Origin of the sequence: Synechococcus sp. W70.1 (assembly GCF_047461515.1) — a bacterium.
In the GTDB taxonomy this organism is placed as follows: Bacteria; Cyanobacteriota; Cyanobacteriia; order Thermostichales; family Thermostichaceae; genus Thermostichus.
In genome coordinates, this window is the sequence record NZ_JANSHH010000022.1 from 129,117 (window position 1) to 150,120 (window position 21,004).

18 protein-coding genes are annotated in these 21,004 nt (G+C 61.6%); 9 read left to right on the forward strand and 9 right to left on the reverse strand.

Features of this window, described 5'->3' with window-relative positions:
* The first annotated feature begins 19 nt into the window (after positions 1–19).
* Both cobO and NW808_RS05035 read left to right on the forward strand, forming a co-directional pair.
* Complete coding sequence (gene cobO, locus NW808_RS05030; RefSeq protein WP_414394212.1) at positions 20–685, forward strand: cob(I)yrinic acid a,c-diamide adenosyltransferase; 666 nt, start codon at positions 20–22, stop codon at positions 683–685.
* An 11-nt stretch (positions 686–696) separates the two neighbouring features.
* On the forward strand, positions 697–2,073 hold the full coding sequence (locus NW808_RS05035) for a cobyrinate a,c-diamide synthase (RefSeq protein WP_414420479.1): 1,377 nt from the start codon (positions 697–699) through the stop codon (positions 2,071–2,073).
* A 98-nt stretch (positions 2,074–2,171) separates the two neighbouring features.
* On the opposite strand, the gene NW808_RS05040 is transcribed toward NW808_RS05035, so the two are convergent.
* Both NW808_RS05040 and NW808_RS05045 read right to left on the reverse strand, forming a co-directional pair.
* Complete coding sequence (locus NW808_RS05040) at positions 2,172–2,537, reverse strand: response regulator (protein WP_414420480.1); 366 nt, start codon at positions 2,535–2,537, stop codon at positions 2,172–2,174.
* A 216-nt stretch (positions 2,538–2,753) separates the two neighbouring features.
* Positions 2,754–3,686 carry an NAD(P)H-dependent glycerol-3-phosphate dehydrogenase gene (locus NW808_RS05045; RefSeq protein ID WP_414420481.1) on the reverse strand — a complete coding sequence of 311 codons (933 nt, stop codon included), beginning with the start codon at positions 3,684–3,686 and terminating at the stop codon, positions 2,754–2,756.
* Between the two features lie 128 nt (positions 3,687–3,814).
* Between NW808_RS05045 and NW808_RS05050 the strand changes: the two genes are divergently transcribed.
* Together NW808_RS05050 and gcvH are read left to right on the forward strand one after the other, a co-directional pair.
* Complete coding sequence (locus NW808_RS05050) at positions 3,815–4,720, forward strand: alpha/beta fold hydrolase (RefSeq protein WP_414420482.1); 906 nt, start codon at positions 3,815–3,817, stop codon at positions 4,718–4,720.
* Positions 4,721–4,798: 78 nt separating this feature from the next.
* Complete coding sequence (gene gcvH / locus NW808_RS05055; RefSeq protein WP_414394202.1) at positions 4,799–5,188, forward strand: glycine cleavage system protein GcvH; 390 nt, start codon at positions 4,799–4,801, stop codon at positions 5,186–5,188.
* A 3-nt stretch (positions 5,189–5,191) separates the two neighbouring features.
* On the opposite strand, the gene NW808_RS05060 is transcribed toward gcvH, so the two are convergent.
* The 3 genes from NW808_RS05060 to NW808_RS05070 form a co-directional block, all read right to left on the reverse strand.
* Positions 5,192–6,088 carry a diguanylate cyclase gene (locus tag NW808_RS05060; RefSeq protein WP_414420483.1) on the reverse strand — a complete coding sequence of 299 codons (897 nt, stop codon included), beginning with the start codon at positions 6,086–6,088 and terminating at the stop codon, positions 5,192–5,194.
* Positions 6,089–6,213: 125 nt separating this feature from the next.
* The gene (locus tag NW808_RS05065; protein ID WP_414420484.1) at positions 6,214–7,161 is read right to left on the reverse strand and encodes a UDP-glucuronic acid decarboxylase family protein; all 948 of its coding nucleotides are present in this window, start codon (positions 7,159–7,161) and stop codon (positions 6,214–6,216) included.
* Positions 7,158–8,588, reverse strand: a complete 1,431-nt coding sequence (locus NW808_RS05070) for a UDP-glucose dehydrogenase family protein (RefSeq protein WP_414394196.1) — start codon at positions 8,586–8,588, stop codon at positions 7,158–7,160. Before NW808_RS05070 ends, NW808_RS05065 begins: the two co-directional genes overlap by 4 nt.
* Before the next feature lie 141 nt (positions 8,589–8,729).
* Between NW808_RS05070 and NW808_RS05075 the strand changes: the two genes are divergently transcribed.
* Both NW808_RS05075 and chlP read left to right on the forward strand, forming a co-directional pair.
* On the forward strand, positions 8,730–9,620 hold the full coding sequence (locus tag NW808_RS05075; protein ID WP_414420485.1) for a cation diffusion facilitator family transporter: 891 nt from the start codon (positions 8,730–8,732) through the stop codon (positions 9,618–9,620).
* A gap of 557 nt (positions 9,621–10,177) precedes the next feature.
* Entirely contained in the window at positions 10,178–11,398 is a 1,221-nt protein-coding gene (chlP, locus tag NW808_RS05080) for a geranylgeranyl reductase (RefSeq protein WP_414420486.1), read from the forward strand.
* Between the two features lie 7 nt (positions 11,399–11,405).
* Here the strand turns inward: chlP and NW808_RS05085 are convergent, their stop codons facing one another.
* Entirely contained in the window at positions 11,406–12,236 is an 831-nt protein-coding gene (locus NW808_RS05085) for a hypothetical protein (protein WP_414420487.1), read from the reverse strand.
* Positions 12,237–12,397: 161 nt separating this feature from the next.
* On the opposite strand from NW808_RS05085, the gene secD reads away from it, so the two are divergent.
* Both secD and secF read left to right on the forward strand, forming a co-directional pair.
* Positions 12,398–13,744: a protein translocase subunit SecD gene (gene secD, locus NW808_RS05090; protein WP_414420488.1), complete on the forward strand. Its 1,347-nt coding sequence runs from the start codon at positions 12,398–12,400 to the stop codon at positions 13,742–13,744.
* The gene (gene secF, locus NW808_RS05095) at positions 13,741–14,706 is read left to right on the forward strand and encodes a protein translocase subunit SecF (RefSeq protein WP_414420489.1); all 966 of its coding nucleotides are present in this window, start codon (positions 13,741–13,743) and stop codon (positions 14,704–14,706) included. Before secD ends, secF begins: the two co-directional genes overlap by 4 nt.
* A 15-nt stretch (positions 14,707–14,721) precedes the next feature.
* On the opposite strand, the gene NW808_RS05100 is transcribed toward secF, so the two are convergent.
* Entirely contained in the window at positions 14,722–16,641 is a 1,920-nt protein-coding gene (locus tag NW808_RS05100; protein WP_414420490.1) for an FAD-dependent oxidoreductase, read from the reverse strand.
* A gap of 156 nt (positions 16,642–16,797) precedes the next feature.
* Here NW808_RS05100 and NW808_RS05105 point away from each other — a divergent pair, with 156 nt between their 5' ends.
* Entirely contained in the window at positions 16,798–18,012 is a 1,215-nt protein-coding gene (locus tag NW808_RS05105; protein WP_414420491.1) for an argininosuccinate synthase, read from the forward strand.
* Positions 18,013–18,053: 41 nt separating this feature from the next.
* On the opposite strand, the gene murI is transcribed toward NW808_RS05105, so the two are convergent.
* Together murI and NW808_RS05115 are read right to left on the reverse strand one after the other, a co-directional pair.
* Positions 18,054–18,932 (reverse strand): glutamate racemase, encoded by an 879-nt coding sequence (gene murI / locus NW808_RS05110; protein ID WP_414420492.1) that lies wholly within the window; start codon positions 18,930–18,932, stop codon positions 18,054–18,056.
* Between the two features lie 70 nt (positions 18,933–19,002).
* Positions 19,003–20,817: an N-acetylmuramoyl-L-alanine amidase gene (locus NW808_RS05115; RefSeq protein ID WP_414420493.1), complete on the reverse strand. Its 1,815-nt coding sequence runs from the start codon at positions 20,815–20,817 to the stop codon at positions 19,003–19,005.
* Positions 20,818–21,004: the final 187 nt, after the last annotated feature.

Consider the following 21,004-nt stretch of genomic DNA (forward strand, 5'->3'; position numbering starts at 1 on the left):
AGTCCTTGCCGCTGCAACCATGACCCACCCTTTTCCAACCGCCCCCAACCCGGAACTGGAAGCCGAGCGCAACTGGCAGCACCGCCAAAGAATGCAGCGCCGCCAGCAAATCCAGCGGCAACGCCTGGCAGGCATGCGTGACAACAAAGGCTTAGTTATCGTCTATACAGGTCAGGGCAAGGGCAAAAGCACGGCGGCTTTTGGTACTGTCTTGCGCGCCCTCGGCCAGGGCTTATCGGTGGGGGTGGTGCAGTTCATCAAAGGGGCCTGGGATCCAGGCGAAGCCAAACTGTTGCGCAAGTTGGCTGCCCATCCCGAACTGGGGCTGGGAAAAGTTGCCTTTTATGCCATGGGGGAAGGCTTTACCTGGGAGACCCAGGATCGCGAGCGGGACATTGCCTGCGCCCAGGCAGCCTGGGAAAAGGGGCGGGAGCTATTTGGCAGCGGCGAGTACCACCTGGTGGTTTTGGATGAGATCAACGTTGCCCTTAAGCTGGGATATCTCTCGCTGGAGCAAGTGCTGGCTGGCCTAGCCGAAAAACCTGAACGGGTGCATGTGATCCTCACTGGGCGAGGTGCGCCGGCAGGGCTAATTGAGCGAGCTGACCTGGTAACGGAAATGGCCTTGGTCAAGCATCCCTTTCGCGACCAAGGGATCAAAGCCCAAATGGGTATCGAGTTCTAGCCCTTGGACAAATGGCGATCCTGCTGGCAGCAGCGGCAAGCGGCAGTGGCAAGACCACCGTCACGTTAGCCCTGTTGGCTGCGCTCCGGCGGCGGGGCCTGCGCATCCAGCCCTTTAAGGTGGGGCCCGATTACATCGATCCCCTGTTCCACACGGCAGTGGCCGGGATCCCCTCGCGCAATTTGGATCCCTTTTTAACCGACGAGGACTTTGTGCAGCGCTGCTTTCGCTACCACTGCCAGGACAAAGATGGGGCGATTGTAGAAGGCGCGATGGGCCTCTTCGATGGGCGAGGGCCCGGATCCCTGCCCGGCGGGACAGAGCCTTCCTGGGCTAGCAGCGCCCATGTGGCTCGCCGGCTGGGGATCCCGGTGGTGCTGGTCATCGACAGCAGCGGCATGGGAACGACGGCGGCCGCCCTGCTCTACGGCCTAAGCCACTTCGATCCCCGCCTGGCTATTGCCGGCGTCATCTTCAACCGGGTGGCCTCAGAGCGCCATGGCCAGATGTTACAGAAAGCAGCAGCAGCCGTGGGGATCCCGGTTTTGGGGCAATTCCCCCGCCGCGAGGACTTGCGCCTGCCCAGCCGCTACCTAGGGCTGGTACCCGTCTCAGAACTGGCTGGCTTCTCCCGCTGGCAGGAGGCCTGGGCTGAGCTGGCGGAGCAACACATAGATTGGGATCAGCTTCTGCCCCTAATCCGCTCCCTGCCGCCGGCAGTGGGGGAGCTCTGGCCAGGGATCTGCCCCCTTGCAACGCCCGTGCGGGTGGCAGTGGCCCGCGATGCCGCCTTTAACTTCTACTACGCCGACAACTTAGATCTCCTGCGGGCTTGGGGGGCAGAGCTATTGGAGTACTCCCCCCTGGAGGTAGGGCTGTGGCCGCCGGATCCCTGCGATGGCCTGCTCTTGGGGGGCGGGTTTCCAGAACTGTTTGCCGCAGCCCTCTCTGAAAAAATAGCCCAGCAAACTCCGCCACCCATCCACCCCCCCCTCTATGCCGAATGCGGCGGCTTGATGGTGCTGGGAAAGTCCCTCACCGATTGGGACGGGAAGACCTACCCCATGGCTGGCCTATTGCCCATCAGCGTGGACATGGGCGAGCGGCTGTACCTGGGCTACCGCGAGGCTAAAGTCCTGCGCCCCACCCTCCTGGCACCGGCTGGGGATTGCCTGCGGGGACACGAGTTTCACCGCTCCCGCAGCAGCCCCCCCTGCCCAAGCCCAGTTTACGCTTGGGGATCCCCGCCTCAGCAGGAAGGCTGGGCCAATGAGCGCTTGCATGCTTCCTACCTGCATCTCCACTGGGGATCCCGTCCCGATCTCGCAGCGCGGCTACTCCAGAATTTTTTGAGGGTGGCTAGAAACGCTCTTGATCCCCCGTTGTAGAGAGGTTTTTCCCTGCCAGGGAGGCTGGGGAGAGGAATTAGCTGTGCTCCCTTCTGTTGCTAGGGGGAAGCAGTGGGGACGAGGCTGCTAGCAACAGTTTAGGTGAGGTGGGCGGCAATTGCCTTCAGGAGGTGGTTTTGATCAATGGGCTTGGTGAGGTAGGCGCTGGAACCAAGTTGTAGCCCTTGTTCCACAGCTTCTCGAGAAGTCTTGGAGGAGAGAAAGACAAAGGGGATGCGGGCTGTGGCTTGATCCCATCGCACAGCATCCAGCACGGCATAGCCGTTGAGCTTGGGCATGACTACATCACATAGCACCAAGTCTGGCAGGAGGGCGCGCACCATCTGCAGCCCTTCTTCCCCGTCTCTAGCTGCCAACGTATCGTACCCAGCTTGCCGCAACACTTTCTGCAGGTAGGTGCGGATAGAGGGATCATCCTCGATCACCAAGATGCGTTTAGCCATGGGAGGTTGTGAAAAAGCAGGAGACACACACCGCTCAAGCCAAGCTCTGGCTTCCCCGAACCTCTGAAATCCAGGTTGATGCGAGAGCAGTTAGGAGGGCTACAGAGGCAGTATAGGGAAACTTCGGAGAGAAGAACTCCGCCAAATGGCTCATTCTGAGAAGACTTGCGGTTATTCCAGGTAGCTCAAGCTCTCTTTCCCCTCAGGGAGAGGAGCTCATTCCGAGGTGAGTTGTCGCTCCATCAGGCGGGAAAGGGCGGCAGCGGGGGTGGTCTGCCCTTGCAGCAGCCGATGCACCTCCTGGGTGATGGGCACCTGGATGCCGTGCTGGGCGGCAATCTGAACTACCACGGGAGCAGTGTAAACCCCCTCGGCGGTTCCCTCGATCTCGGCCAACACCTGGCTCAGAGGTTTGCCCTGGCCCAAGCCGTAGCCTACACGGTAGTTGCGGCTTAAAGGACTGTGGCAGGTGGCTAGGAGATCCCCTAGCCCTGAGAGGCCGTTGAAGGTCTCAGGCCGCGCCCCTAGGCGGGATCCCACCCGGATCATCTCGGCCAAGCCGCGGGTAACCAGGGCAGCCCGAGCATTGGTGCCCAGTTGCAGCGCGTCACACACCCCCACAGCAATGGCAATAACGTTCTTGAGAATGCCCCCTAGCTCCACCCCTAGGGGATCGCTGCTGGTGTAGAGGCGAAAGCGCTCGGAGGCAAGGGCATGCTGCACTTGCACTGCCGCCTCGGGATTGCGGCTAGCCACCACTGCAGCTGCTGGCAAACCCTGGCGGATCTCAGCGGCCAGGTTTGGCCCGGAGAGCACCACCAACGGATGAGTAGGGAAAGTGGCTGCCCAGATCTGGGCTGGTGTCAAGAGCTGCAGGGGATCCAACCCCTTGGTGGCCGAGACCAGAATGGCTTGGGGGGGGATCCCCACCTGGCGCACGGCCTCGACCACGGGGCGCACGCCGGCCATGGAGACTGCCGAAATAATGATGTCCGATCCCCGGACTACCTCTTTGAGATCCCAGCCCTTGCGCCGATCCCAAACCTGCACCCAGTGGCCCCGAGCCTGGGCTAACAGAGCCAGGGTACTTCCCCAGGCCCCCGCCCCTAGAAGGGCAATCCTCTGGGGGGATGGTGTAGAAGCTTTCATCCAAACTTTCCAGCCGCAGCTTCTTTCCCAGAATGCCGCTTGCTCTAGCCTCTGAAAAAGCCCCCGCCAGAGAAAGAACGTTAGTATGGTTGGATACCAACTAGAGGTTTGGCCTAAGAGCAGAGACCATGGCAGAAGCAGGGATCCAACGCCTTCCTGCTGAGGTGGCTGCCCGGATGGGGAGCTGGCGGCACGGCTATGCCCTGACCAATGGCATTCAACTGCACTATGTCACCCAGGGGGAAGGGGAGCTGGCAATCTTGTTGCATGGTTTCCCAGAGTTTTGGTATTCCTGGCGGCACCAGATCCCGGTGTTGGCGCAGCGGTTTCGCGTCGTGGCACCTGACCTGCGCGGCTACAACGACTCTGACAAACCGGATTACGGCTACGACCTGGACACCCTCACCGAGGATGTCCGCGGCCTGCTGGCCCATTTTGGGGCCAAAAGCGCGGTGGTGGTGGCCCACGACTGGGGAGGGGCTATTGCTTGGCACTGGGCGCAACTTTTTCCCCAGGAGATCCGCAAGCTGGCCGTGCTCAACTCTCCTCACCCCGCTTGCTTTCGCCGGGAGTTCCTGACCAATTTGGACCAGATGCGCCGCAGTTGGTACCTGCTTTTCTTCCAGTTGCCCTGGCTGCCAGAGTGGGTGTTGCAGTGGAACCTCGAGGAGTGGGTGCGGCGCATTTTTCAAGAGACCTCGGTGCGCAAAAGCGCCTTCACCCGCCACGACCTAAAGGTTTACCAAGAGGCCCTTGCCAAGCCCAAGGTGCTCACCTCTGCCCTCAACTACTACCGCCACCTGTTTAGCCTGCCCACTCTGCAGAACCTGTTTTTGCAGCCCCTGCGGCCGATCTTCGCCCCCACCCTGCTCATCTGGGGAGAAGAAGACTTTGCCCTTAGCCGCGAGCTGACCGAGGGAATGGATCCCTTCTTCCCCAACGGCCTGCGCAAGGAGTACATCCCCGAGTGCGGCCATTGGGCGCAGCAGGAGGCGCCCCAAACTGTGAATCGGCTGCTCCTAGAGTTTCTCTAGTCCTCCCGCCTGAGAGAGCTTTACCGCCCTCAGGGATTGCCCTAGAATAGTCCACTGGATTTAAGCGGGGAAAGTGGCATGGCCCTGGAGTACCCACCCGATCTGCGCTACGTGGACACCCACGAGTACATCCGGGTTGAGGATGACATTGCGGTGATTGGGATCACGGCCTATGCCGTCGATCAGCTGGGGGACATCGTCTTCGTCGGCCTGCCCGAGGAAGGGACAGAAATTGAAAAGGGGGAGAGCTTTGGCTCGGTGGAGTCCGTCAAGGCCGTAGAGGATCTGTATGCCCCTGTCTCGGGGGAAGTGGTGGCGGTAAACAAAGCGGTGGTGGACAGCCCAGAGAGCATTGCCGACGATCCCTATGGAGATGGCTGGCTGATCAAGGTGCGCATGACCAACCCGGAAGATCTTGACGACACGATGAGCGCGGAGGCCTACGCCAGCTTGGTGGAGGGATCCTAAGCCCTACAGCAACACTTCCCGGTTGCCCCCCTGCACTTTGGCTTGGTAGAGGGCTTGGTCGGCTGCCTCTAGAAAGCTTTGGACGGAAGTTTCTGCTGAAAGGCTGAGCAAAGAGGCGACGCCAATGCTACAGGTGAGGTGGATAACTTCTGCTCCCACCTGCAGAGGGAGGGATTGGATGGCCTGCCGCAGGCGCTTGGCCAACTGCAGGATTTGAGCTTCCGGAACCCCGCGCACCATGAGGACAAATTCGTCGCCCCCTAGCCGGGCCAGCAGATCCTCGCGGCGAACCTGATCCTGCAGTTGTTGGGCTACTTGGATCAGGGCTTGATCCCCGGCCAAATGCCCCCAGCGGTCGTTGATGAGCTTGAAGTTGTCCAAGTCCAGGTAAAGCAAGTGGAGGGGAAAGCTATGGCGGCGGGCAAAGGCCATCTCCCTCTGCAGGTGCTCTAGGAAAAACCGACGGTTGTGCAGCCCCGTGAGCGGGTCGTAGAGAGCGGCGGCAGCGACCTGGAAAAAGAAAGCCTCCTCCAGCCGGTCATAATAGGCAAACTGCAGGAGGCTATTCCCCAGCTGGATGCGATCCCTATCCGCCAAAACCCGGCAATTTACCCGTTCCCCATTGACATAGGTGCCGTTGAGGCTGCCGAGATCGATGAGGACATAGTTTTCCCCTTCCTTCCTCAGCCGGCAGTGCAGCCGAGAGATGGTGTGGTCGGAAAGCTGAACGTCGGCCTGGGGGCTGCGCCCCACTACTGCAGTCTCCCCCAGGCGGAAAGTCCTGCCCCCATTGGATCCCTGAAGCACCGTCAAAAAGGCGCCCACTGCTTTCCTCTCCACCTCCAGCCTGCAGGTTTCCAGGGGCATGGGGGTGGTTGGTTCTTCCAGAGAAGTATCCATAGGCGTAGGGATCCCCTACTTGAGTTAACATGTCTTTTCCGTATTATGACGGGTATCATGCCAGCCTGGCTGCTTTCTTCCGCAAAGTTGGCCAGCTCTGGGGAAAATCTCCCAGAGGTCTTCCTTTACTCCAGCCCCAGCCGGCGGCGGAAGTAGGGGATGGTCAGCTCCAGGCCCACTGGCAAAGGGATCTGGGGCTCCCACCCCAGCAAGGCGCGGGCCTTGTTGATGTCGGGCCGGCGCTGCTTGGGATCGTCGGTTGGGAGAGGTCGGTGGACGATGGGAGAAGAGCTGCCGGTGAGGGCCAAAACCTGCCGAGCCAACTCTAGAATGGTGACCTCCTGCGGGTTGCCCAGGTTAAAGGGGCCGGGATAAGGGCTGTTCATCAGGCGCACCAGGCCCTCGATGAGGTCGGAGATGTAGCAGAAGCTACGGGTCTGGGAGCCATCTCCATAGACGGTGAGGGGATCCCCGCGCAGCGCCTGGACGATGAAGTTGCTGACCACGCGACCATCGTCTTCCCGCATGGCGGGCCCATAGGTGTTGAAGATGCGGGCCACGCGGATCTCCGTCTGGTATTGCCGCTGCCAGTCAAAGGTTAGGGTTTCGGCCAGGCGCTTGGACTCGTCGTAGCAGGCCCGCGGGCCGATGGGGTTGACATGGCCCCAGTAGTCCTCCGGCTGGGGATGCACCTGGGGATCCCCGTACACTTCCGAAGTGGAGGCTAGGAGGAAGCGGGCCCCCGTCTTCTGGGCCAGCTCCAGGAGGTGGTAGGTGCCCCAGACGCTGGTGCGGATGGTGCGGATGGGATCCGCTTGGTAGTGAGGGGGAGAGGCAGGGCAGGCCAGGTGGTAGATTTGCTCAATGCCAGCTTTTTCCAGCTCCGGCGGCAGCGGCTCGGCCACGTCGTGCCACAGCAAGGTAAAGGCGGGGTTGTTGCGGTGGGCCCGCACGTTCTCCTCCCGCCCCGTGTAGCCGTTGTCGAGGCAGATAACCACATGGCCTTCCTGCAGAAGGCGGCTAACCAGATGGGAGCCGATAAACCCCAAACCACCCGTTACCAGAACCTTCACCAGCCCACTCCAATTAAGGTGATGCCCGCCTGTTGAAGGGCCTGCCGGTCAAGGCAATTGCGGCCGTCGACGATAAGAGGCCGCCGCATCAGCTCGGCAAGGCGCCGGTAATCCAGCGACAAGAACTCCGGCCACTCTGTCACCAGCACCAGGGCGTCGCAATCCTGGGCCAGGCGGAACACGTCTGTTTCCACCACCACATGGGCTAGGCCCTCCCGCATTCCCGAAGCCGAGACAATGGGATCATAGGCTTTTACCTTGGCCCCCAGGCGGTGGAGCTGCTCAATTAAGGTTAAAGACGGCGCATCCCGCAGGTCGTCAGTGTGGGGCTTGAAGGTGAGGCCCAAAAGGCCAATGGTCTTGCCCTTAAGCACCTTAAGAGCCTGCTGCAGCTTTTCCACCAAGCGCTGCCGCTGCTCGCGGTTGACCTCGACAGTAGCCCGCAACAGCTTGGCCTCATAGCCGTAGTCAGCCGCCGTCTGGATCAAAGCGGCCAAATCCTTGGGGAAGCAGCTCCCCCCCCAGCCTATGCCGGCGTTGAGGAAGGCGCGGCCAATGCGCTTATCGAGGCCAATCCCTTCGGCCACCTGGAGGATGTCGGCGCCGGTGCGCTCGCAGATATTGGCAATCTCGTTGATGAAGCTGATCTTAGTGGCTAGGAAGGCGTTGGCGGCATATTTGATCATCTCGGCGGAGGCCAGGTCGGTGACCAGCAAGGGCACGGGATCCCCGCCCAAGCCTTGCTGGCGGCTGAGGATGGGCTCGTAAAGTTGCCGCAGGATCTCGATGGCCCGGGGGCTGTTGGAGCCAATCACGATGCGGTCTGGGTAGAAGGTATCGTGGATGGCGCTGCCCTCCCGCAGAAACTCAGGGTTGCTCACCACGTCGAAGGGCGGCACCCAGGGAGACCTGTCCAGGGTGGCCAGGGAGGAGGGGGTGGGATCCCCGCCCGCTATGGCCATCTTCTGTTTTTCTGCCTGGCTGCCTAGCCGCTGCTTGGCGGCCTCTGCCGCCCCGTCCAGAATAAGCATGCGCACCCAGTCGCCGGAGCCGATGGGGACAGTAGACTTGTTAACAATAACCCGGTAGCGGTCGTCTAGGTGCTGGCCGATCTCCCGCGCTACAGCCTCTACGTAGCGCAGGTCTGGCTCGCCGCTGGGCAGAGCTGGCGTCCCTACGGCAATGAAGATGACCTCGCTGGCCTGCACCCCCAGGGCAAGATCGGTGGTAAAGTGCAGCCGACCGGCCTCAGTTCCAGCCCGCACCAGGTCTTCCAGGCCGGGCTCGTAGATGGGCAGGCGGCCCCGCTGCAACCCTTCAATTTTGGCAGGGTTGTTGTCCACGCAGATAACGCGGTGGCCTATTTGGGCTAGACAGGCGCCGGTTACCAACCCCACATAGCCGGCCCCCACGACCGCCACGTCCATCGCCTGCCGCTCCTTCCTGTCGATCCTCGGTTCTAAAGTACCCCATCCCCTGGGATTACCTATCCCCTTATAAAGTCGGCTCCTAGGAGGAGGTTAGTGGCAAAATGAGGCTAACGGACTTCCGCCTGAGGCTCCCCAGCAGTGAGCTGGCCCAGCTCTGCCGCCATAGCCAGCCGCCGTCAGCGCCAGGTGCAGAGGGTGCTGTACGTTACGTTGGGGCTAAATAGCCTGGTGTTTGCCATCAAGTTAACCCTGGGGCTGGCGACGGGATCCCTAAGCTTGGTGGCCGATGCCCTGCACAGTGTTACCGACAGCGCCAGCAACCTCCTTGCCCTGGTGGCGGTCCACTTTTCCTCGCCAGAGCCGGATGAGGAACATCCCTATGGCTGCAGCAAGTTTGAGGCAATCGGTGCCCTGGGGATCGCTGCCCTTTTGGCCATGGCTAGCTTCGAGATCCTCAGCGCAGCGGTGGGACGGTTTTTCAAGCCCCTGCCTCCCCAGCTCCAGACCGACGGGTTGACCTTGACGCTAATGCTGGGGGTGCTGGGGATCAACCTCTTCGTAGCCTTCTATGAGCGCTCCTGGGGCAAGGCTCTGGCTAGCTCACTGCTCTTGGCCGATGCCCGCCATACCCTCAGCGATGTCTGGGTAACCCTGACGGTATTGCTGGGTCTAGCCGGGATCCACTACTGGAGGATCCCCTGGCTGGATCAGGTGCTGGCTGTGCCGGTGGGGCTGCTGGTGTTCTGGAGCGCCTGGGAAGTGCTGCAGGAAAACATTCCCGTTTTAACCGACCGGGCGGCCATTCCGCCTAAAACATTGCGGGAGCTGGTTCTCAGCTTGCCTGGCATCCTCGACTGCCACGACATCACCTCCCGCGGCATCCCAGGGCGGATGATCTTCATCGAAATGCACATGGTGGTGGAGCCACTGGACGTTGAGTCGGCCCATCGCCTCACCGAAGCAGTGGAACACCTGCTGCAGGAGCGCTACGGGCCGGTGCGGGTCACCATCCACCTGGAGCCGCTCTGAAAGACTTATACAACCCCGGGCAAAAGCAGACTTTCGCTCGGGGTTGAGGCTTTCTTCCTGCTTCAGCGACCCGTGGCTAGTGGCAGAGTCCACCCCTACCACCCCGCCAGAGGGATCTCCACAGGCGTAACTTCCCCGCGAGCTGCAGGTAGGTGCTCCTTGCCCACCTAAGGCACACCGGCTAAAGACGGAGCCAACTTTAGCCTAGGCAAAACGCCTACTCAAGAAGATTACCTGCTAGCCTACTAGCTCAGCCCATCTACGCCAAGGCAGAAGGTTAGTTGTGCCACAAAGTGGCCAATTGTCCGGTGAATCAAGGACTAGAGGAGATCCCTAGCCCCACGGTAATCCGCCCAAGCCGCAGAGTTCGCCTTGCGCCAAGGGGCCTCCTCACCAGAGCTCTTCTTGGGTTCCTTGCATTCCTTGCCCCACCCGGGTTTAATGGGGGTAGACAAGAGACCGCAGCACCCGTACCTGTTGCTGCACTCCTGTATGCTGCAGGCTAGCTTCCCTTTTGGGAAGTCCTAGGAATTGGAAAAAAGAAAAAGGAGGGCGCCTTGAGCCTGAGAGTTGCCGTGGTGGGGGGCGGGCCAGCAGGGGCTTCTGCAGCCGAGGTTCTGGCTCAAGCCGGGATCGAGACCTTTTTGTTTGAGCGGAAGCTGGACAACGCCAAGCCCTGCGGAGGCGCTATTCCCCTCTGTATGGTTTCGGAGTTCGACCTGCCGGAGGAGATCATCGACCGCAAGGTGCGCAAGATGAAGATGATCTCGCCCTCCAACTACGAGGTGGACATTGCCCTCGAAAATGAAGGCGAGTACATTGGCATGTGCCGCCGCGAAGTCCTTGACGCTTTCTTGCGCAACCGCGCCCGTCAAAAGGGGGCAGAGCTCATTCACGGCAAGGTGATGCACCTGGAAGTCCCCAAAAATGGCCAGGATCCCTACGTCTTGCACTACATCGACTTTTCCGGCAACGCGCAGCAGGGGGTACCTCGCTCGCTGGCGGTGGATGTGGTGATTGGGGCGGATGGGTTCCACTCGAAGGTGGCAGAGGCCATTGGTGCCGGGGACTACAACTATGCCCTGGCTTTTCAGGAGCGCATTCGCCTCCCCGAGGACAAAATGGCCTACTATGCTGAGCGGGCAGAGATGTACGTGGGAGACGATGTCTCGCCCGACTTTTATGCCTGGGTGTTTCCCAAGTGCGACCATGTGGCGGTGGGTACCGGCACGATGAGGGCCAACCAAGCCCAGATCCAAAAGTTGCAAGCCGGGATCCGCGCCCGCGCTGCTGACCGGATCCGTGGGGGCCAGGTGATCAAGGTGGAGGCCCATCCCATTCCAGAGCATCCCCGTCCGCGCCGCGTAGTGGGCCGGGCCGCGTTGGTAGGAGACGCAGCAGGATACGTAACCAAGGCAAGCGGCGAAGGGATTTACTTTGCTGCCAAGTCGGGCCGCATGTGCGCCGAGGCTATTGTTGAAACTTCCAACGGCGGGAAGCGTATCCCCACAGAAGAGGATCTCAAGCTCTATCTCCAGCGCTGGGATCGCCAGTACGGCCTGACCTACAAAGTCTTGGACATTCTGCAGCGGGTGTTCTACCGCTCCAACGCCACCCGCGAAGCTTTTGTCGAGATGTGCGCCGACCGGGATGTCCAGCGGCTAACCTTTGCCAGCTACCTCTATAAGACAGTGGTGCCGATGAGCCCCTGGGTGCAGTTCAAGATTACCGTTAAAACTCTGGGCAGCTTGCTGCGGGGCAACGCCCTGGCTCCCTGAGGGAGCTTTACTGCCACTGGAAGGTAACAGTAACCCGATCCCAGTTGGCGTCCGTTTTCAGCACGCTGGCAGAAGCTTTCTGGCCAGGAGGTACATTGCTGGGCTCAAAGGCGGCCACGCGCGTATCGACGACTTCTCCGCCACGGTAGAAGGTAAAACGGGCGCGGGCGTTGAGGACGGTGCGGTTGCTGCGGTTGATGGCCTCCACACTCAGGCGACTGCCAGCCCCTACCCGCTCTTCGCGGATTGATCCCACAATCACCAACTCGCCCGGGTTGGGTCCGGATGCCGCAGGCGTTGGGCTTGCAGGGGCAGAGGGTTGGGGGGTGGCGCCTTGCTGCTTCAAGAGCTCCAAAACGCGGGCCAGCTCCTGCTGAAAGAAGACAAAGGCTTCCCGCGATTGGTTGGCCACCTGGGCCAGGATCAGCCGATCCGCTTCGCTCAGAGGGATCTCCAGGAGGGGGTTTGGCCCTTTTAGGGTAACCCGGATGCTGGCAACCTCCTGGTTGATGAACTTGTCCAGATAGGGAAAGAGGTTAAGGATGCAATCTCGAAAAGATCCCAGCGGCAAGGTGCTCTTGTTGGTCAGCACCAGGTCAGCCCGATCACAGCTAGCCCGATCCGCCAGCTCAATTTCCAGGGGCACCCGAAAGGAGCCCGGACTGGTGTTGGTGATAGTAACCCGAGTGCCGGACACCACCTCTCGCCAGCCATGGATAACTTCTACGCTGGGGCGAGTCACCTCTTCCGTGAAGTACTCTCCCGCCCAGGCAGGGGATCCGCAGAAGGTGAGCATAGAAAGCAACGCCGCCACTGGGCAAGTTCGTCGCCAATTCACCTTCACTTCTCCTCCCTTGCAGATCTGGGACACTGCCTGCCCCTGGCAACAGCTTCTAGCGTCAACTAAGTCCGTCTGGGGTAAAATCGAGAAGTTCAAAGCGTTACAAAACTCTAGGGCTGCCAACCAGTGCGGCTGTGTTCCTCGCTTAACTAGGCAGTATGGCTAGATCCCTAGCTTCGTGGCTCAATCGGCTTGCCCTCCTGCGAGGCCTAGTCTTTATCCTAGCAGTGGTAGTGGCTCTCACCTACTTGGGCTTTAGCCGAGAAGTTCGCCTCGGCCTTGACCTCAAAGGCGGGACGCAGCTTACCCTGCAAGCTCTGCCGACGCAGGAGGTGCCTGAGATTACTCCCAAAGTGATGCAGGGAGTGGAGGCTGTTATCCAGCAGCGGATCAACGGCCTGGGGGTGACTGAGCCTTTGATTCAAATCAGTGGCCGGGATCGTCTATTCGTGCAACTGCCGGGAGTGGCGGATCCGGATCGGGCGGTTGCTCTTTTGGGCGACACAGCCCAGTTGGAATTTCGCAAGGGCCTAGTTCCGGTTAGCGCCCTGCCCCGCAACGAACAGGGGGAGGTAACAGCCGGAGAGAACCCCGAAGCCTTGTTTGAAGGGATCGGCCTCACCGGGGATCTGCTGCGCAACGCCTATCCCCAGGCCCCTCGCCGCGGCTCCCAGAGCTGGGAAGTGCTGCTAGAGTTTAAGCCGGAGGGGGCTGAGAAGTTTGCCCAGGTCACCCGAGAGCTGGCTGGCACGGGTCGCCCCTTGGGGATTTTTCTGGACGAGGTGCTCATCAGCGCCCCGATCGTGGGGCCGGAGTTTGCCCGCACTGGCATTACCGGCGGAACGGCGGTGATCACAGGCAATTTCACGGTGGAAACTGCCACCGACCTAGCGATAAAGCTCAAAGCGGGGGCGCTGCCGGTTCCAATTCAGGTGATTGAAAACCGCACCGTCGGGGCCACCCTAGGAGAAGAAAGTGTGCGCCGCAGCCTCTATGCCGGTATCGGCGGCCTGGTGCTGGTGTTTGTGTTCATGGTGGCCTACTACCGCCTGCCGGGACTCATTGCCGACATCGCTCTCCTCATCTATGCCCTCTGTACGTTTGCTTTGTTCCAACTGCTGGGGGTGACCATGACCCTGCCAGGAGCCGCTGGCTTCATTCTCAGCATTGGCATGGCGGTGGACGCCAATGTGCTAATCTTTGAGCGCATCAAAGAGGAGCTGCGGGCGGGCAAGTCCATCTACAAGTCCATCTCGGAAGGGTTTAGCCGCGCCTTTAGCAGCATTCTCGACAGCAACCTCACCACCCTTTTGGTCTGTGGCGTGCTCTTTTGGTTGGGGATGGGGCTGGTGAAAGGTTTCGCCGTAACCCTGGCTATTGGCGTTTCGGTAAGCTTCTTTACGGCCATTACCTGCACCCGCACCCTGCTGTTGGCGGCAATGGGGATCCCTGCCCTGCGCAAACCTGAACTCTACGGCGTTCGCATGGAGGCGGCCCAACCATGACCGCGCAAGAGCCAGCAGGCGGATCCTCGCGGTTGCTCGACTACCGCTTCGACATCGTCGGGCGCAGCAAGCTCTGGTTTACCCTTTCCTTGGCGGTCTTGCTGGTGGGGCTGGCCAGCATGGCTTTTTCTCTGGCCTCTCTAGGAACCCCCCTGCGGCTGGGGCTGGATTTTGCCGGCGGCACCTTGCTGGATCTGCGTTTTGAGCGGCCTGTCACCACCGACGAGCTGCGGCGGGCGCTGCAGGAACATGGTTTGGGAACCAGCATCATCCAACTGGACACCCAGACGGGCCAGGAAGCCCTGATCCGCATGCCCCCTTTGACGGAGCAAGAGCGCCTGGCCGTGGAAGACACGCTGCGGCAGCAGGTGGGATCCTTTGAGCGCAGGCTGGTGGAGACGGTGGGCCCGACGGTGGGGCGTTTGCTCTTGCGCTCCGGCCTCGTGGCAGTGCTCATCTCCTTGGGGCTCATTGTGGTGTATCTGGCCCTGCGCTTTCAGTGGGATTACGCAGTGTTTGCCATTGTGGCCTTGCTGCACGATGTGGTGTTGACCACAGGGCTGTTTGCCCTTTTGGGCCTGACGGTGGGCATGGAGGCGGACAGCCTGTTTGTGGTGGCGCTGCTAACCATCATCGGCTTTTCCGTCAACGACACGGTGGTCATCTACGACCGCATCCGGGAGAACCTGCGTCTAGTCAGCCGCCGGGTCAGCTTTGCCGAGGTGGTGAACCTGTCTTTAAACCAAACTTTTGCCCGCTCCCTAAACACCACCCTGACGACGATGCTGCCCCTGGTGACCATTGCCATTTTTGGCGGGGCTACGTTGAAGGGGTTTGCGATTGCTTTGCTCATCGGCTTTAGCTTGGGGGTCTATTCCAGCATCTTTATCGCCAGCCCCCTGCTGGTGTGGTGGCGGCAGCGGCGCTATGGCGGAAGGGTGCCTTCCAGCGCAGAGGGGTAAGACGGCAGCAGCGGCCTACCAGTGCAGTCGCTGTCCGCGAGAGATCAGGTAGCGCTGCAAATCGGCCATCTTGCCCTGCGGCACGATTTGGGCCGGGGTCAAGCTGGGATCCTGGCTGCGCAACCAGGCCACGATGAGCCCAGCTGCCGAGCCGATGGTCCACTCCCCGTAGTGGGTGCGGGTAGCGGCGTTAACAATGTGGCTGACGGCGATTCCCTTGCCGCCGATAAGCAGGTTATCCACCTTCTGCGGGATCAAAGCTTCCAAGGGAATGAGAATGGGGCGAACGGAAAACTCGCTGACCGGCGCGGAGCTGGCCGACCGGGAGGGCTCCCAGTTGCGGTAGCGACAGCCGTGCATGTCGATGGCGTAGTGGGTGATCCCGACAACGGTGGGTCTGAAATCCCGCCCTCCGCTGGCGCCAACCCGGATGTCCTGCTCCAGCATCATGAACTCCGCCTGGCCGTAGGCAGCTCTCCCCAGGATGCGCCGCCCCTCTCGGATGTAGGGGTAGAGGCTGAGGCCAGAGCGGGTGCCCAGCAAGGAGTCTTCGGCAAACACCAGGGAGAGGGGATAGCCGGGCCGGGATTGGGTTTCCATCAGCCACTCGGCAAACAGCAGGGCGTGGTTTTCTCCATCTTTGAGGGCGGAGACGTCCAGCCCCCCCAGCCAGTTGTGGCGCTGCCCCGAGGCCACCAGCCGCTCTTCGGTCAGGATCAGGGGCGGGTTCATCAGCCCCCAGTCGTTGCCGCGGTTCCAGTTCACCAGGGTCAGATCTCCGGGGAGCGGGGTGCCGTAGAAGGGATCCGTGCGGCCCTTGCTGACGAGGCGGCGATAGTTGAAAAAGCTCCGACCGCTGAAGGTGGGAAAGCCCTCCAGGTCAAACTGGCGGCGGTGTTCGGCGCGGGAGTAGCCCGGCTGCAGCTGGGCCAGCTCGGCGCGGGAGCGGCCGCCATCGTCGCGGATGGCCAGCACAAAGGGAAAGGTAAAGGCCTGGGTACACTCCGGGTTGCTGGCCGGGGCGGCATTGGGCTCTCCGGTTAGATCTCGCCCTTCCGAGCCCAGTCGGTAGGGGATGCCAGCCCAGCCCACCAGCTCGCCGGTATCGGTGGCGTCGATGACGAAGAAGGGACGGCCCGGCGGTGCCTGTAGCCGTAGCACCCGTTTGGCAAACACTTCCGTCTCCTGCCAGCTATACCAGCTCACCAATTCGCGCCACAGCCGTCCTGGCGGCACGAAGTTGGGATCCCGTGGTTGTCGCTGCACAGCATAAATGCTCTCAATCCGGGAGCCGTCGGCGCTGAAGGTGGCCCCCTTAAAAGCCGTCTGGGTGGCCCAGCGACTCTGGGGAGCATGCTGAGCTGCCTGCCGCAGCCAGGTATCCACCGCCTGCAGACCTGCCTGGGGCGGAAAACACAAGCTCCCTATCCAGCAACTGTTGATCTCGGCCACGCGGGTGCCGGGTGGGATCCCTGTCCAGGACGGGAGATGCACCGGCTGGCTCTCAATGAGGGCCTTAAACTCCAGCCAGTGGCGGGAAAAATTGCCCCGCTGCCGCATGAGGAGGGACTCATCGAGGGCCGATACCCCTTGGGAAGTGATCTGCCCCCCTAGCCAGGGAGTGAGCTCGATGAGGCAGGTTTGCACGCCCCCCCGCATGGCTTGGCCTGCCGCTGCCACGCCCCCCAGAGATCCGCCCACCACCACCAGCTCGCACTCCCAGATCTCCTCCGGCTGCGGCAGGGGATCCAGTAGCGGCCAGCCATGGGCGGTAAAACGGGGCAGCTCTGGCGGGGATCCCCCTTCCGGCTGGGAGAGGGCGGCAAACCCTGCCCCGGCCACAAAGCTCAGCAGCGACAGGATCCCCAGTCCCAGAGCTCGTTTCTGGCTAAGTCTCCGCTGCGCTGCTCGGATCCCTCTGCTGGCCTTGCTCACTTGAGCCCCACCCCCCACGCTGCGCCAACACCTGCTTAGACAGCGATCCCAAGCCTATGAGGAGAATACTCGACAAGCTGCCCCCAGGGGTCAGACTGGGCAAGCTACAGGACATAATGGGCTAGCAACTTGTCTCCAACAGGGACCCACAGCACCATGGGACGGGCAAAGAAGGTGGTTTTGGCCTACTCCGGTGGCGTTGACACCTCCGTCTGTATCCCCTACCTCAAACACGAGTGGGGGGTGGAATCGGTGGTTACCCTGGCGGTGGATCTGGGGCAAGGAGCAGAGCTGGAGGCCATCCAGGCCAAGGCCCTCAGGGCAGGGGCAGAGCAATCGGTGGTGCGGGAGGCTGTCCAGACCCTAATTACCGACTATGCCTTCCCCGCCCTCCAGGCCAACGCCCTCTACGAACAGCGCTACCCTCTCTCCACTGCCCTAGCCCGACCCCTGATTGCCAAGCTCCTGGTGGAGGTGGCAGAGGAAGTGGGTGCCGACGCGGTGGCCCACGGCTGCACCGGCAAAGGCAACGACCAAGTGCGCTTCGACCTGGCCATTGCCGCCCTAAACCCTAGGCTAAAGGTGCTGGCCCCAGCGCGCGAGTGGGGCATGACCCGCGAGGAGACCATTGCCTATGGGGAGCGCTACGGGATCCCCATGCCGGTGCAGAAGTCCAGCCCCTACAGCATCGACCTCAACATTCTAGGCCGCAGCGTCGAAGCCGGGATCCTGGAGGACGCCGACCAAGAGCCGCCGGAGGAAGTGTATGCCCTCACCCGGCCTCTTTCTCAAACCCCCGACGAACCCGCCTATGTGGAGATTGCCTTTGAAGAGGGGATCCCAGTGGAGCTGGATGGGCAGCGCCTTGGCCCCCGAGTCCTCTTTGAGCGGCTCAATGCCTTGGCCGGCAGCCACGGCGTGGGCCGCATCGACATGATTGAGGATCGGCTGGTGGGGATTAAGTCGCGCGAGATCTACGAGTGCCCCGCTCTAACTGTGCTCATTCAAGCCCACCGCGAGCTGGAAAGCCTCACCCTTCCCCGCGAGGTCCTCCACTACAAGTACGGCATCGAGACCACCTACAGCCAGTTGATCTACAACGGCCTTTGGTATTCGCCGCTGCGGGAGGCTCTTGACGCCTTTGTCCGCACCACCCAGAAAAGCGTCACCGGCGTCGTGCGGATGCGTCTGCACAAGGGCCAAGCGGTCTGCGTGGGCCGCCGTTCCCCTTACTCCCTCTACAACCCAGAGCTGGCCACCTACGGGGAAGGGGATCAATTCGACCATCGCGCTGCCGAAGGCTTTATCTACATTTGGGGCTTGCCTACCCGTGTTTGGGCTGAGGTTCACCGCTGGCGCGAAGGGAGATAGGCCTATTCCGCCGGCGTTCTCGAGCAGATGGCTGTTCTTGTCTAGGTTCGGCGGAAGTTGTTGACGTCTAGGGCTGGCAACTCTACCTGTTCCACCTGAGGTCGAAAGCCCAGCCAAGGGGTGGCCAACTGGGCAAAGCGCTCTGGATCCCCGCTGACATAGAAGCGGTGCGGTTCGTCATGGGGGGCTGTTGGGGGCCGGCGGAGACCCCAGAGGCTGAGTTCACGGGCTAGCGAGCGCACCAGGGCCACGCTGGGATCCACCCGCTTGACCGAAGGGGGCAGCAGAGACTTCAGCAGGGGATCAAGGAGAGGATAGTGGGTGCAGCCGTAGACAAGGGTGTCGATCCCCTGCCGTAGAAGCGGCTGTAAGTAGCGTTTGGCGGCCTGCTGCAGCTCGAGGCTGTTCAACTGACCGGCTTCGATGAGGGGAACAAACGCCGGGCAGGCCTGCTCCCAGCAGTGGACAGGCTGGGGAAAGCGCTTGGGATCCAGGGCGCTGTACTCACGGATGGCCTTGGAGTAGGCGCGGCTTTTAACCGTAGCCGCCGTGGCAATGACCCCAATGCGGGATCCTTGGGCCAAGGCCGCCTGGGCGCCGGGCAGGATGAGGCCAAGGATGGGTAGGGCAAACTCCTGCTGCACTTGCTCTAGGGCCAGCGCCGAGCTGGTGTTGCAGGCCATCACCACGACTTTCACCGGCTGCGCCTGCATCCAGCGCAGGATCTGGCGCACGAAGGTCAAGATCTCCTCAGGCGAGCGATCCCCATAGGGCAGCCGCGCCGTATCGGCAAAATAGACAAGGCGCTCTTGGGGCAATTGCCGCCGCAGGGCCCGCCAGACGGTGAGCCCCCCCAGGCCACTGTCAAACACCCCAATTGGCCAACTGGGATCTGGCTCTCTTGTCCACCCCCAACGCATGCTCCTTCCTCCCTCACTACCTTGGCCTAAGCTGCTGTATCCTACCCTGCCTTGAGACGGGTGGCACGCTCTAGCGGTTGCGCAAGAAGGTCTCGATGCCCTCGGCAATGGCCCGCGCCAAAATGGCCTGGTATTCGGGGGTGGCCAACTTTCGCCCTTCCGTGGGGCTGGTAACATACCCCAGCTCCAGCAGCACCGAGGGCATGCCCACGGGCGTTTCCCGCACCATGAAAAAGCGGGCCCGTCGCACCCCCCGATCCGCAGCGCCAGTAGCTCGCACCAGGCTGCGGTGCAAGATTGCTGCTAGCTCGGCGCTATCCGGCCGTAGGTAGTAGGTCTCGATGCCGTGGACGCTGGAGCGATCCAGAGCGTTGGCGTGGATGCTCACCAACAGCGTGGCGTTGGCCTGCACGGCTATATCCACCCGCGGCCGCAGCAACACCTCACGGTCGTCGGTGCGGGTCATCACCACCTCATAGCCCCGCTCCTGCAGCAGGTGTCGGACCTGGTGGGCAACAAGGAGCACAATGTCCTTCTCCAAGATCCCATCTACCCCAACAGCACCGGGATCCCGTCCCCCGTGGCCTGGATCAAGGGCAATAACCGGCCGGCTTTGGCGAGGACGGGAAGCCTGGGCAGGCGGCTGCGGCTGGGATGTGGGAAAAGGAGCGCCTAGAGGACGCAACTCCAAAGTGATGCGGCGGGATCCTTGGCCGGGATTGGGCTCAAAGACATTGAAGTCCTCGGCGGGCTGCACCAGAATGCTGACCGTGCGGGCATCTTCCTGCACAAGGCGGATCCGCTGCACCGGTCCCCCGACCGGCAAGCCGGGATCCGGCAAGGACTCGGGCAGGCGCGCCGGTGCCACGTTGATGCGGTAGCTGCCGCTTTCGGGATCCCAGCCAGCCCGGTAGAACATAAACCCATCGGCGCTGATGATGAGCTGATTTCCCCGCAGTTCCACAGAGCGCAAGGTGGCCAGCGGCCCTTGGGAATCAGTTAGGCTGATATCAGGCAAAAGGCTGGCCTGGGCAGCACCCCCAGCAGGCTGGATCCAGATTCCTCCCTGCTGTGGGTCGTAGCGGGCCTCCCAATCCCCACTGGAAGGATCCACATCCAACACCACGCGGGCGGTCGTAGGCTCGAACTGCCCAACACGCAGCCGCAAAACCCCCAAGCGGTTGACAGGATAGACCCGCTGGGTGAGGGCAGGACTAAGGGTGGTGTTGAGAAAATCCACAACCACCCGATTTGGATCGAAGAGGCGCCGCACCGTGGTGGAAGGGTTGCCCTGGGTGCGAATGAAAAAGCCCTCCGCCTGGGGAGAGATGGCCAAGATCTGATGGCTGGAACGGGAGCTTGCAGGAGGAGGGAGTGGGCTGGCTTCAGGGCGGGAGGGCGGCCCTGAGGATGGGGGCAGGGACGAGGCGGTGGGCTCTTGGGAAGCAGGGGAAGGAGGAAATAGCGAGGCAGCGGGCGAGGGTTGCTCAGGTTGGAGGAACTGAACAGCCCAGCGGGAAGGGCCGGCGGTAAGGAGTTGCAGTTGGTCAAGGCTAAGGGGCTGGTCTGGCTGGAGGTGGAGGACAAAGCGAGTGATGGTCGGGGTGAGCTGTTTGATCTCCAGCGAGGTAACTCGCCCTGGAAAGGCCTGGCTTTGGGGCTCGCGTCCAAAAAGGGTGTTGGGAAAATCCAAAACCACCCTAGGAGGGTTTTGCAGCACAAACAGAAAAGGCCGCACCTCTCCTTGGGTGTTGACCTCCAGCCATCCCCGCTGCGGGTCGTAGTGCCAGCGGTCAATGCGAGACAGACCGGTAACGGTAGTCAGTTGGGCTTGAACGGGCAAGGGGGAAAATAGACCCGCTCCGGCTAGGCCCCACAGCAGCATTGCTCCCCAAAGGGAGCTCTGCCTAGACGGCCTGGGATTTATCCCCTGCTTGTCCAAGTCAGGCATATCCTCCACCCACTCTGCCTACCTGCTGCCCTCAACTATACCAACCTCCCCCCAAGGCGACCTGAAGGGAGCGCCCTCTTGCTGCTGCCGGCGGAGCTAGCTGAGGATAGTGGGGATCCTT